This is a genomic window from Stenotrophomonas sp. STEN056 (assembly GCF_056759635.1).
In genome coordinates this window covers 49,801-62,066 of record NZ_JBRRDL010000018.1, presented here as the reverse complement: position 1 = coordinate 62,066, position 12,266 = coordinate 49,801, and the positions used below count along the sequence as shown (strand labels likewise).

Below are 12,266 nucleotides of genomic sequence, written 5' to 3'. Positions count from 1 at the left end.
ACGAATGCCGGGATACGCCGACTTCCCTTGGCCATACCTGCGCCACCCGATCGCGAGTACCCGGCCAACAGCACAGCGCGCGAACAAAGAAAAACCCCGCCGGAGCGGGGTTCTTCATTCCAGCTTCTACGACTCGCCAATCACTCGATATCGAGGAAGCTGCGCAGCTGCTCGGAGCGGCTCGGGTGACGCAGCTTGCGCAGCGCCTTGGCTTCGATCTGGCGGATACGCTCGCGGGTCACGTCAAACTGCTTGCCCACTTCTTCCAGCGTGTGATCGGTGTTCATGTCGATGCCGAAGCGCATGCGCAGCACCTTGGCTTCCCTCGGGGTGAGGCCAGCCAGCACGTCACGCACGGTTTCCGACAGGTTGATGTTGACCGTGTTCTCGATCGGGGACTCCACGTTGGTGTCCTCGATGAAGTCGCCCAGATGCGAATCCTCGTCGTCGCCGATCGGGGTTTCCATCGAGATCGGCTCCTTGGCGATCTTCATCACCTTGCGGATCTTGTCTTCCGGCATGTCCATTTCCTTGGCCAGCTCCTCCGGCGTGGCCTCGCGGCCGTACTGCTGGAGCATCTGGCGGGAAATGCGGTTGAGCTTGTTGATCGTCTCGATCATGTGCACCGGGATACGGATGGTGCGCGCTTGGTCGGCGATCGAGCGGGTGATCGCCTGGCGGATCCACCAGGTCGCGTAGGTCGAGAACTTGTAACCGCGGCGGTACTCAAACTTGTCCACGGCCTTCATCAGGCCGATGTTGCCCTCTTGGATCAGGTCCAGGAACTGCAGGCCACGGTTGGTGTACTTCTTGGCGATGGAGATCACCAGGCGCAGGTTGGCCTCGACCATCTCCTTCTTGGCCTTGCGCGCCTTGGCTTCGCCATAGGCCATCACACGGCTGATTTCCTTCAGCTCGTCCAGGCTCAGCTGGGTGTTCTTTTCAAGGTCGATGGTGGCCTGCTGTTCGGCGACGATCTGATCCTTGACGTCACGCAGTGCCGAAGACCACTTCTGCTTGCGCTTGATTGCGTCTTCCACCCACTCCAGGTTGGTCTGGTTGCCTTCCCAGGAGCGGATGAAATCCTTGCGCGGCATGCGCGCGGTAATGGTTGCCAGGTGCAGCACGCGGCGTTCCTGGGCCTTGACCTGGCCCATGGTGTCGCGCAGCAGGCGCACCAGCACGTCGGTCAGCGGCAGCGGCAGCTTCAGGGTCACGAACGTGGCCGAGATCTCTTCGCGCAGCTTGGCCTGTGCCTTGGTGTCACCCTTGGCGTGTGCCTTCTTGAACTTGGCCAGGTCGCCAGCCAGCTGATCCATGCGGGCAGCCACTTCCAGCGGATCCGGACCCGTCGGGCCCGCTTCTTCCTCGACGTCATCGCCGTCGTCGTCTTCGTCGCCGTCGGCGTCAGCCTCTTCGCTGGTGTCTTCGGCAGCAGCCGGGGCCGGGGCCGGTGCTTCTTCGGCCAGGTCATTGAAACCGACGATCACTTCGGCAAGGCGCTTCTTGCCTTCCTTGTGCAGTTCGTAATCCGCCAGCACCGATTCCACGGCCAGCGGGAAGGTGCCCAGTGCAGCCTGCACCTGGCCCAGGCCTTCCTCGATGCGCTTGGCGATGGCGATTTCGCCTTCGCGGGTGAGCAGCTCGACCGTACCCATCTCGCGCATGTACATGCGCACCGGGTCGGTGGTGCGGCCACCTTCGGTGTCGAGCGCGGTCAGCGCGGCGGCGGCTTCTTCAGCAGCGGTGTCATCGACTTCGCGGTTGCCGGTGTTGCCGTCGCTGAGCATCAGCGTGTCGGCGTCGGGGGCAACTTCATGGACATCAATGCCCATGCCGGTGATCAGGCCGATGATGTCCTCGATCTGCTCCGGATCGACCATGTCGTCAGGGAGGTGATCGTTGACTTCGGCATAGGTCAGGTAGCCCTGTTCCAGGCCCTTGCTGATCAGAAGCTTGATGTCGTTTTGCTGGGCAGGACGTTCGTTGGCCATGTAGTGCTCGCGCCACCGGCGATTGTGAAGATAGGGAACCTAGCATTATACCAGCGCAGCATAACGCTTGCCGGGCGGTGGATTCACGGCGCGTCAGGGTCTGAGCAGGAAGGTCACGGGCCCGTCATTGACCAGGCTGACAACCATATGGGCCCCGAACCGTCCGGTTTCCACCCCTGCGGCGTGTTTTTCACGGCAGATGGCCACCAAACGATTGAAAAGCCGTTCAGCCTCGGCCGGCGGCGCGGCCGTGGTGAAGCTCGGGCGCATGCCTGAACGGGTGTCGGCGGCCAGGGTGAACTGGCTGACCAGCAACAGTCCGCCCCCCGTATCCCGCAAAGAGCGATTCATCTTGCCGGCATCATCGGCGAAAACCCGGTAACCGAGCAGGCGATCAGCCATCCGCGACAACATCGCCTCGTCATCGCCCGGCTCCACGCCCACCAGGGCCAGCAGGCCATGTTCGATCTGGCCGACCACGTCGCCATCGACGCTGACGGAGGCTTGGGTAACACGCTGGATCAGGGAAAGCATGGGGGCTCCTGCGGACAATCGGGCACCTTAGCACCGGCGCCATGCAGGACCATCGGGCTACACGCACAGCGACCGCTCGGCCTAGACTTGCGCGGATGAAACCGCAAGCCACCGCCAAGCTGTACTACCGCCTCGCTTCGATGTTGAGCCACCTGCCCTGGTCCTGGCAGCGACGGCTGGCCGATGCCGTGGCCTGGCTGTGGGTCCGGATCAACGCTCGCGAGAGCCGGGTCACGCGCCGCAACCTCGAACTGGTCTACCCCGAACTGGCACCGGCCGAGCGTGCCCGCCTGCACCGGGAGGTGCTGCGCACCACCGCACGCCAGGCGCTGGAAACGCTGTACCTGTGGACCCACGACCCGGCCACCAATCTGGCCCGCCATCTGCGCGAGCGGCATGGCCAGGATATCTACGATGCAGCACTGGCCTCGGGCAAGGGCGTGATCGTGGTGGCGCCGCATTACGGCAACTGGGAGCTGCTGAACCAGTGGCTGGCCTCGCGCGGGCCCATCGCCATTGTTTACGCACCGCCGGAAAACCCGGTTGGCGACGAGTTCCTGCAGCTGGTCCGCGGCGGCGACAACGTGCGCCAGGTGCGTGCCGAAGGCCCGGCGGTGCGGCAGCTGTTCAAGGTGCTCAAGGACGGCGGCGCCACCGGCATCCTGCCCGACCAGCAGCCCAAGAACGGCGACGGGGTGTTCGTGCCGTTCTTCGGCATCCAGGCGCTGACCATGACCCTGGTCAACCGGCTGGCCGAGCGCACCGGCGCCACGGTCCTGCATGCCTGGTGTGAGCGCACCGGCCCCGATCTTGCGTTTGCCCTGCATGTGGAACCGGCCTCGCCGCAGATCGCCGACCCCGATCCATTGATCGCGGCCAGCGCTTTGAGCGCCGGCATCGAAGCCATCGCCCGGCGCGATCCCCGGCAGTACCAGTGGACTTACAAGCGCTTCACCCTGCGTCCGCCGGGCAGCGGCGAACATGACCCCTACGCCACCGCCAGACACCCGCACTGACGCATCTGCCGCAACACAATGTCGCCAGACTGCCGATTGAATCCGCAGCCGGCGGCCCCCATAAGGTCAGCGATGAACGCCCCGACCCCCTCCCCCGCTTCCGTTTCCACCGCTTTCGGCGAAACCGCCGCCATCCGCTGCGAGCGCGCCGCCGCCGAATTGCGCGCTGGCCGGCCCGTGGTGATCGCCGATGGCCAACGCCGCCTGGCGACTTCGGCGCTGGACAGCAGCTCGCCGGCAGGTTTCGAGGCATTCGCGCAGGCCGCGGCACAGCAGCACTACCTGTACCTCACCGCGCCGCGCGCCCAGACGCTGGGCATCCCGGGCGCGCTGGGTGTGCGCATTCCCCTGGCCGGGCAGGCATTCAACACGCTTCCCGCGCTGGCCTACCTGCGCGACGCCAAGGCACCTGAGGGCACGCCGACCGCCGGCAACGACATGGACGCGGCCAGCGTCGAAGTCGCACGGCTTGGCCTGCTGCTGCCGGCGATGGTGTCGGTGGAATTGGGCAACGGCAGCACGCCGTTTGATGGCTGCCTGCGCCTGACGTTCGATGACCTGCGCGAAGGCGCACAACAGGCCGGCCAGGATTACGAACTGGTCACCCGTTCGCCGGTACCGCTGCGCGACGTGGGCATGAGCGAGTTCGCGGTGTTCCGTGGCGGCGTCGCCCAGCGTGACCAGGTCGCCGTGATTGTCGGCAACCCGGACCTACAGGGCGCGGTGCCGGTGCGGGTGCATTCCTCGTGCCTGACCGGCGACCTGTTCGGCTCGCTCAAATGCGACTGTGGCGACCAGTTGCGCCGCGGCCTGCACACGTTGAAGGAACTGGGCGGCGGCATCCTGCTGTACCTGGACCAGGAAGGCCGCGGCACCGGCATCGCCGCCAAGATGCGCGCCTATGGCTATCAACACGAAGGCCTGGACACCATCGACGCCGATGCGCTGCTCGGTTTCGGCGCCGATGAGCGCCGCTACGGCAGCGCGGTGGCGATGCTGCGCGCCCTGGGCGTGGCACGCATCCAATTGCTGACCAACAACCCCACCAAGGTGCAGCGCCTGCGCAATGCCGGTATCGAAGTGGTCGGCTGCATCCCGGTGACCGGCGACATCACCACCGAGAACGAGCAATACCTGCGCACCAAGGCAGCGCGCGCCGGCCACCACCTGGACGTGGATGCGTTGATCATGGCCGCGCAATAGCGCGGCTGTAAGTGAACCCGGTAGCGCGACCAGACTCCCTCCCCTTCACTCGCTCCTGCGCGGAAGCTATCGTCGGCAGATGACTGAGCCTGCTGAACTCCCCGAACCTGTCGCCGCCGACGCCTCCTGGCACCCACTACCGCCGCGTGGCGCACTGTTTGCTGCCGTTGGCTCCGGGCTGGCCACTGCGCTTCCCTTCGCCGTCGCTGGCGCTGTACTGGCCCACCTCCTGGACTACCCGCACTGGCTGCTTGCTGCAGTAGCCAGCACTGCGGCGGGCCTGTTGCTGGGCGCCTGGCTGGGCTGGCGCCGACACCGGCTGACCTTCTGGCAGTTGGACAGCCAGGCGCTGGGCGTCCGCCGTGGCCATATGTGGCAGAACGAAAGCCACGTACCGATTTCGCGCGTACAGCACCTGGATCTGCAGCGCGGCCCGCTGCAACGCATGGCCGGCCTGTCCACGCTGATCGTGCATACCGCCGGCACCCGCATGAATACCGTCTCCATCGCCGGCCTGGACCAGGCCGATGCGGAACGCCTGCGTGACCAGCTGGCCAACCAGCTCGACCATGATGACGCGCTGTGAGCAGCCCGCTTCCCGACCCCGGCGACAACGAACAGCGGCTGCATCCCTGGTCATGGCTGTTCGTGCTGCAGCAACAGGTCCAGCAACTGCTGCTGCCACTGGTGGCGCTGCTGATCTTCGGCAGCCGCCGCCAGGAAGAGAGCCATTTCTACCAATGGGTGCCGTGGCTTGTGGTGGTTGCGCTGGTCGCCGCTGCGCTGCTGCAGTATCTGACCTACCGCTACCGCATCGGCACTGACCGGCTGGTCATCCGCAGCGGCGTGTTCGAGCGCACCCGTCGCGAAATCCCCTTCGCCCGCATCCACAACGTGGCGGTCCACCAGAGCCTGCTGCATCGCTTGTTCGGCGTGGCCGAGCTGCGCCTGGAATCCGCGGCAGGCGACAAGCCTGAAGCACAGATGCGCGTGCTCAAACTTGCGCAGGCGCTGGAACTGGAGCAGCTGATCCGTCACCGCGGCGATGTCATGGCCGCCGAAAGCGACAGCGCGCCGGCTGCCGATCAACTGCTCGCGTTGCGCCTGCCCGAACTGGTACGGCTTGGTTTGATCTCCAATCGCGCGATGGTCGTGGTCGCGGCGGCCATCGGCGCGCTCTACCAGATGCTGCCGCGTGACATCACCGAGAATTTCATCAAGCAGCAGGGCAAGCAGGCGGTTGGTTATGCCAGCCAGCTGCATCTGGAAACCTCCACCCTGGTCGCCAGCGGCGTCGTATTGCTGGTGACCGTCTTGCTGTTGATGTGGCTGCTGTCCGTTGGCCTGGCGATCATGCAGTACCACGGCTTCCGGCTGAGCGAAGCGGACAGGCGCCTCACCGTCGAACGCGGCCTGCTGACACGCTTGCGCAGCAGCGTCGCGCGTCGTCGCATCCAGGCATGGACGCTGCGCGAAGGCGCGCTGCACCGCCTCTTTGGCCGCCGGCAACTTCGCGTGGATATTGCCAGCGGCGGCGGCAACGAGGAGAAACAAGGCCGCGCACTGAAGGAGCTGGCGCCTCTGGCAACACCGGCAACCTGTGATGGATTGCTGCAACACCTGCTGCCGCAGCTGCAGTGGCCGCCAACACACTGGCAGGCAGTGTCCACACGCGGCTGGTGGCGGCTGTGCCTGCCGGCACTGGTCGTGACATCCATGCTGGCTGCCGCCCTCACTTACAACACCGGGCCCTGGGGTCTGTTGCTGCTGCTGTGGTTGCCGTGGTCGGCGTTCAAGGCCCACCGGCAGGTCACGCGCATGGGCTACAGCATCGATGCACAGCGCGTGGCGGTGCGTGGCGGTTGGTGGAACCGCTGGTGGCGCATCGCCGAGCTGGACAAGCTGCAGGCATTGCGACTGGACCGCTCGCCGCTGGATCGCCGCTTCGGCACCGCCACGCTTACCCTGGATACCGCCGGTGCGTTCGGCGCGCCCGCGCTGCAGCTGCGCTTCCTGGAAGAACAGCGCGCGCGGGAACTGATGGAGCAGCTTGGCCGGGAGATGGCGCGGCGCAAATTGCGCTGGTGAGGGTTGCCTGTTTGTCTCCCCTCTCCCCAACCCCTCTCCCGCAAGGGGAGAGGGGCTCGGACCGCGTCAAGTTGAGGCATTCCATGCAACTGCAGCTTTCAAGCCCCTCTCCCCTTGCGGGAGAGGGGTTGGGGAGAGGGGGAGAGCGAAAGCACTCACCAACAGCGCATCAAGAAATGCGCGCCACATCCCTTCATTGCACACCCCACAGACTCAACAAAGAGCGGCTCAGTCAGCAGCCAAAAAACACTTACGTCCGCGCTGGCCCCCAATAGCCAATGCGCTTGCGCAGCTTGATCTTGCGCCATAGGTTCATCGGCTTGGGCTTGCGGTTGCGTGCGCCCTTGGCGACAAAAGCATCAATGGCGTCGAGGATGCGCTCGCTGGACTTGCCGTCGCGGTACGGGTGCAACTGATCGGCGAACTCGCGCACCGCGGCCATCAGCTCCGGCGGACGCGACAACGCGGTACGGATCGCCCCTTCAAATTGCGCCGGGTCGTCGATGTCGATCAGCTGCGGGCCCGGGCGGCGGTTCTTGAAGGTAACCACCGGCTTGTAGGTCAGCAGGAACTCATTGAGCGCCGATGAAGTGTCCGAGCACATCATGTCCACCTGCGGGAACAGGTCCAGGATGTTGTCGTCATCGGCAAAGCGCAGGTACGGGCCTTCCAGCGCGCGGTACTTGGCCACCACTTCCGGGTCCATCTTCGGATGGAAAGTCACGATCCAGCGCCACTCGCCGGTCTGTGACAGGCGCTTGATCTCGTCATGCAGAATGCCGGCAGCACTCCACGACGGCGAAAACGTGGAGTGGTACAGGATCACCGGCGGCTCGCGGACCGGGTCCGGCGCATCGCGCAGTTGGCTCATGAACGGGTCAATCTTCGGAAAGCCGGTTTCCACCACCGAGAAGTGGCCCTGCTCGCTGGCCAGTGCCGAGAACGCGGCGGTGTCGCGCGGGCCGGTGGTGCAGTACAGGTCGAAGAAGCCACGGATGTAGATGTGGCGCGGCTTGCCGGCATCGAACCCGTGGAAGGTCTCGACCTTCACGCCGGGAAAGAAATGCGGCACGGCATTGGAGGAGGTGATCACCGCATACGGGTTCCAGGCACGCACCTGCTCCACCGTCAGCAGGGTTTCATCCTCGGTCATGTCCTCGGCCCCAGGGCCGTCGAAGAACCATGCCGCCTCGTCACCACGCGCCCGGATTGCCGCCTGCACCGGCCGGAGAATGGCCAGCGCGTAACGCTCGGAGCCGTACAACAGATAGTGGCGTGGCACGGTACAAACTCCTGAATAACCGGGATATGCCGGCGATTATCGCATCGCCAGCCAGCAGCGTCGCTGCTAGGCTTTGGCCCCGGTTCCCACCGCGTACCCTCTGCATGCCCCACTCTTCGTCCAGCTCCCCGAGCAGCCGCCCTCGCGTATCGGCCTGCATCATCGCCTTCAACGAAGCCGACCGGATTGGCGACTGCCTGGCCTCGTTGGCGTTCTGCGACGAGATCGTGGTGGTGGATTCGTTCTCCACCGACGCCACCGTGCCGGTGGCCGAAGCGGCCGGGGCGCGGGTACTGCAGCGTGCCTTTGATGGCTTCCGCAGCCAGAAGGCGTTCTGCGTGGAGCAGGCCCGCAACGACTGGGTACTGTGCCTGGACGCCGACGAGCGGGTCGACCCGGCGCTGCGTGCGGCCATCGAAGCCGAACGCGATGCAGGCTTCCCACGGGCCAAGGGTTACCGCTTTGCCCGCTGCTCGGAGTATTTCGGCCGCTTCCTGCGCCATGGCACCGCCTACCCTGACCGGGTGCTGCGCCTGTTCGACCGCCGCCACGGCGGCTGGCGCGGTGACCGTGAGATCCACGAGGCCGTCTCGGTCGATGGTCCCGTCGCCCTGCTCAAGGGGGACCTGCTGCACCATCCCTATCGCAGCTTCCTGCAGTTGCTGGACAAGAAGCAGAAGTACGCGCGAATGATGGCCGAATACGAATTCAGCCGCGGCAAACGCGCCAGCCTGGGCAAGCTGATCATCTCCCCCTCGTGGCGTTTTTTCCGCAGTTATGTGTTCAAACGCGGCTTCCTGGACGGCTGGCCCGGCCTGATCGAGGCTTTCGTCAGTGCCAACTATGTGCGCCAGAAGGCCATCATGCTGTGGCTGCTGCAGAACAGGCAGCCGTTGGCATGAAGCCCTGCCGTGGCAGATAGATGGTCCGTAGGATACGGGCCTCTTTCCCGGAACACGGCCTGTATGGGGCGTTTGATCAACCGCCTGCCGCATTGAAGACGGCTGGGGCCATCGCTAGAATCCGCAAGCGCCGTGATTCAGAGTCAGACTGGCTGTCGGGTGGCCACTGTTTGGTATCGCTGCCCCCCTTCCAGCGACGCCCTGAGCGTCTTTCCGGTGTAATCCCATCACGTGAATGACCTCCCTGCGCTTTCCCCGACCCCGGCATTGCGGCGATTCCGCGCTGGCCTGCTGACCGCCGGGCAATGGTGCGCCGCCCTCAGCCTGTTTGCTGCCCCCATCAACAAGCCGGCCACCACCGCGCTGATCATTCTCAGCCTGCTTTTTTCGCTGCTGGGTACCGATGTCCGCAGTCGCTGGCAGGCTGCCCTGCGGGAGCCGGTGGTCATCGGCTTTCTGGTCTGGTTTGTCGTGCTGTTCGCGAGCGCAACGCATGCAACCCTTGTCCATGGCAGCGACGCTTACCGCGAATCGTCCCTATGGAGTTGCATCTACCCGGCCTTGATGGCCAGCCTGCTGCACGATTCGCGCTGGCGCTGGCGGGCCCTGTTGGCCTTTGCCATCGCCGCAGGCGTGGTGGTGGTGATTTCGTACCTGATGCAGTTTGGGGTGATTCCCCAGCGCGCGGTCGCCGAGACCCTACCGACGATGCGCAATACGGTTTTCAAGGAATACACCCAGCAGGGTCTGGCAAGCCTGATCCTGACGTCGATGCTGGTGGCCGTCGCATTGCAGAGCCCTTCCCGGCGGCTGCGCGCGACCCTGCTGATGCTGGCGGCCGTCGTGCTGTGCAACGTGGTGCTGCTCATCCAGAGCCGGACCACCTACCTGGTGCTGCTGCCGCTGCTGCTGTACTGGATCTACCGCCTGGTCACCCACTACATCAGTGGTTGGCGCACCCTTGCCGTCAGCACGCTGCTGGCCGTGCTGACCATCTCGGCCCTGTGGTCGACACCCGGCATCCGCGAACGCATGGTCAGCGCCGTCACTGCAGAAGTCGATGGCTACCTGGATACCCAGGAGGCGACCTCCAGCGGCATCCGGCTTTGGCTGTGGGAGCACACGCTGCCGATCATTGCCGACGCCCCCGTGTTCGGGCATGGCCTGAACCAGTGGGAGCCCATCTATCTGGAGCAGATGCGTGCCATCCCGGATTCGGCCCCGTTCATCACCGGCCATCCGCACCAGGAGTTTCTGCTCATCCTGGCCGAGGAAGGTATCGCCGGGCTGCTCGTCTTCACCTTGCTGCTGGCTGGCCTTGCCTACCATGCGTCAACATTGGGTAATCCTCAGAAGGGTATCCTCGCCAGCATCGTGATCATCTATGTCGCTGCGGGCATGGCCAACGGACTGTGGAGCAACTTCACCCATCGACATGTCTTCATCCTGCTGGTGGCCTGCATACCAACAGGTGCGTTCCCCTGGTATCGCAGCGTCAGAGCGAAAGTAACCACGGCATGAGTTCCGGCCCCCACCTCGACGACGTCACTGTTGTATGCGTTACCTACAACAGCGCTGCCATCCTGGAGGCCATGGCCAGCACCCTGGCGCCGTTTCACAACGTCACCATCATCGACAATGCCAGTACCGACGGCACTGTCACGCATGCTGCGCGGCTGATTCCTCATGCCAAGGTCATCGCGCGCACGTCCAATGCGGGGTTTGGCAGCGCCAACAACCAGGCGATGGCCACCGTCCAGACACCTTTCGCACTGCTGCTCAATCCGGACTGCGCCATCGCTCCAGCCGATGTACAACGTCTGCTGGAATGCATGCAGCACCATCCGAATGCCGGCCTGGTCGGGCCACAGAACTGGCGCAGCGACACCGTGCCGCAGATATCCCACCGCGACGCGTTCTTCAAATCCCACAACTGCAACGTCCGCGACATCCCCGATCGTGTCATCCAGGCCGATTGGATCCACGGCTGCTGCCAATTGGTCCGGGTCAGCGCCTTCCGCCAGATCGGAGGCTTCGACGAAATCTTCTTCCTGTATTACGAAGACGACGACCTGTGCCTGCGCATGGCCAAGGCCGGCTATACCTGCCTGCTGGAGCCGGCCGCGCGAAGCCTCCACAAGGGCGGCGCCTCATCCACGTCCAGCCTGCGGACTGAGTTCATCAAGCGCTTCCACTATGCGCGGTCACGGCAGATTGCCATTGGCCGTTATGTGGGAGCCAGCGCCGCCCGCTGGCACCTGGCCAAGCTTCTGACAGCCTCTGTCCCCGCAATGCTGCTGTACAGCCTGCTGCTGCGCCGCAGGCATGCGGTCAAATGGGCCGCATGGGGATGCGCGGCATGGGCAGCGCTGCTCTCCCTCGACTGGATGCCGGGGCGCGATACGCGCGCCTGAAAGCACTACTTGCCGTCGGCGGCAAGAGGCCTTCGCAGGCGGTGGGGCAGATTGTGCAAGAACCATCGCACGCTCAGGGTGGCCCGGTAGAGCTCTCGACTCACCCAACCACGCAGGCCTAGCGATGGCTTCCGTTTGCCCTCCGCGCGGATGGTGGAGTCAAACACGCCTCCCGTGCTGACCACGCCAGGTTTCAGGCCCAGGCAGTCCACGCCGTGCAGCCAGGCCAGATCCATGTAGTCATCCACCGGCAGTATCCAATCCCCTGCATGGCGCAGGAATTTCTCCGCCGCAGAGGGCGCCAGATAGTAACCAAACGCACCAAGCGGGCTACGCCAATAGCGGTGCAGAACAAACTCACCGAACCGCCACCACGGAGTGCTGGGGCGGTTCTTGGCATTCAAGCGGAAATACTCCACTTCCTTCGGTAGCTGAGGCAATGCCCGCAGTATTTCCACCACGACGGAAGCAAGGACGGTGTCGTCCTCCAGCACGATGATCGGCCGGCCGATTTCCACGCAACGCTGCCACAACTGATAGTGGCTGGCCCAACACCCCACCTCACCCGGCCGAAACGCCCGGCCCTTGCAGGCCAGGCGCTTTTTTTCATCGACATGCGAAAACAAGGGATGTGGCTGATGCCCGTTCACCGCCTCGGAGAAATGCATCTCCAGGCCCAACGCTTCCGCCTGGCGCTGCATTGATGCGCGACGATCAATCGATGCGGGCAGGTTGATGACGTAAAACGACAGGTCAGACGAAGGCCGGGACATTCATTCGCTCTAGGGAAAAGGCGAGATGGAGCTATAAAACGCTCCGATCATTCTGGCAGT

11 protein-coding genes are annotated in these 12,266 nt (G+C 64.5%); 7 read left to right on the top strand and 4 right to left on the bottom strand.

What is annotated here, in order from left to right; all coding sequences use genetic code 11:
• Positions 1-140: 140 nt before the first annotated feature.
• Both rpoD and dtd read right to left on the bottom strand, forming a co-directional pair.
• Positions 141-1,994, bottom strand: coding sequence for an RNA polymerase sigma factor RpoD (rpoD, locus tag ACVOLO_RS11155; RefSeq protein ID WP_481570351.1), 1,854 nt, complete (start codon positions 1,992-1,994; stop codon positions 141-143).
• Between the two features lie 93 nt (positions 1,995-2,087).
• Positions 2,088-2,528: a D-aminoacyl-tRNA deacylase gene (dtd, locus tag ACVOLO_RS11150; RefSeq protein ID WP_481570350.1), complete on the bottom strand. Its 441-nt coding sequence runs from the start codon at positions 2,526-2,528 to the stop codon at positions 2,088-2,090.
• A gap of 95 nt (positions 2,529-2,623) precedes the next feature.
• Between dtd and ACVOLO_RS11145 the strand changes: the two genes are divergently transcribed.
• The 4 genes from ACVOLO_RS11145 to ACVOLO_RS11130 all read left to right on the top strand — a co-directional run bounded on the left by ACVOLO_RS11145 (position 2,624) and on the right by ACVOLO_RS11130 (position 6,835).
• Positions 2,624-3,544 carry a lauroyl acyltransferase gene (locus ACVOLO_RS11145; RefSeq protein ID WP_481570349.1) on the top strand — a complete coding sequence of 307 codons (921 nt, stop codon included), beginning with the start codon at positions 2,624-2,626 and terminating at the stop codon, positions 3,542-3,544.
• 72 nt (positions 3,545-3,616) lie between these two features.
• On the top strand, positions 3,617-4,747 hold the full coding sequence (ribA, locus tag ACVOLO_RS11140) for a GTP cyclohydrolase II RibA (protein ID WP_481570348.1): 1,131 nt from the start codon (positions 3,617-3,619) through the stop codon (positions 4,745-4,747).
• Positions 4,748-4,826: 79 nt separating this feature from the next.
• Positions 4,827-5,333, top strand: a complete 507-nt coding sequence (locus ACVOLO_RS11135; RefSeq protein ID WP_481570347.1) for a PH domain-containing protein — start codon at positions 4,827-4,829, stop codon at positions 5,331-5,333.
• Positions 5,330-6,835, top strand: coding sequence for a PH domain-containing protein (locus ACVOLO_RS11130; RefSeq protein ID WP_481570345.1), 1,506 nt, complete (start codon positions 5,330-5,332; stop codon positions 6,833-6,835). The genes ACVOLO_RS11135 and ACVOLO_RS11130 overlap by 4 nt, the downstream gene beginning before the upstream one ends.
• 250 nt (positions 6,836-7,085) lie before the next feature.
• On the opposite strand, the gene ACVOLO_RS11125 is transcribed toward ACVOLO_RS11130, so the two are convergent.
• Positions 7,086-8,117: a CDP-glycerol glycerophosphotransferase family protein gene (locus ACVOLO_RS11125; protein WP_481570344.1), complete on the bottom strand. Its 1,032-nt coding sequence runs from the start codon at positions 8,115-8,117 to the stop codon at positions 7,086-7,088.
• 104 nt (positions 8,118-8,221) lie between these two features.
• Between ACVOLO_RS11125 and ACVOLO_RS11120 the strand changes: the two genes are divergently transcribed.
• The 3 genes from ACVOLO_RS11120 to ACVOLO_RS11110 all read left to right on the top strand — a co-directional run bounded on the left by ACVOLO_RS11120 (position 8,222) and on the right by ACVOLO_RS11110 (position 11,433).
• A complete protein-coding gene (locus tag ACVOLO_RS11120) occupies positions 8,222-9,019 on the top strand; it encodes a glycosyltransferase family 2 protein (RefSeq protein WP_481570343.1) in 798 nt (265 codons plus the stop codon).
• 231 nt (positions 9,020-9,250) lie between these two features.
• Positions 9,251-10,540, top strand: a complete 1,290-nt coding sequence (locus tag ACVOLO_RS11115; protein WP_481570342.1) for an O-antigen ligase family protein — start codon at positions 9,251-9,253, stop codon at positions 10,538-10,540.
• Positions 10,537-11,433: a glycosyltransferase family 2 protein gene (locus tag ACVOLO_RS11110; protein ID WP_481570341.1), complete on the top strand. Its 897-nt coding sequence runs from the start codon at positions 10,537-10,539 to the stop codon at positions 11,431-11,433. Before ACVOLO_RS11115 ends, ACVOLO_RS11110 begins: the two co-directional genes overlap by 4 nt.
• A gap of 5 nt (positions 11,434-11,438) precedes the next feature.
• On the opposite strand, the gene ACVOLO_RS11105 is transcribed toward ACVOLO_RS11110, so the two are convergent.
• Positions 11,439-12,206 (bottom strand): glycosyltransferase family 25 protein, encoded by a 768-nt coding sequence (locus ACVOLO_RS11105; RefSeq protein WP_481570340.1) that lies wholly within the window; start codon positions 12,204-12,206, stop codon positions 11,439-11,441.
• Positions 12,207-12,266: the final 60 nt, after the last annotated feature.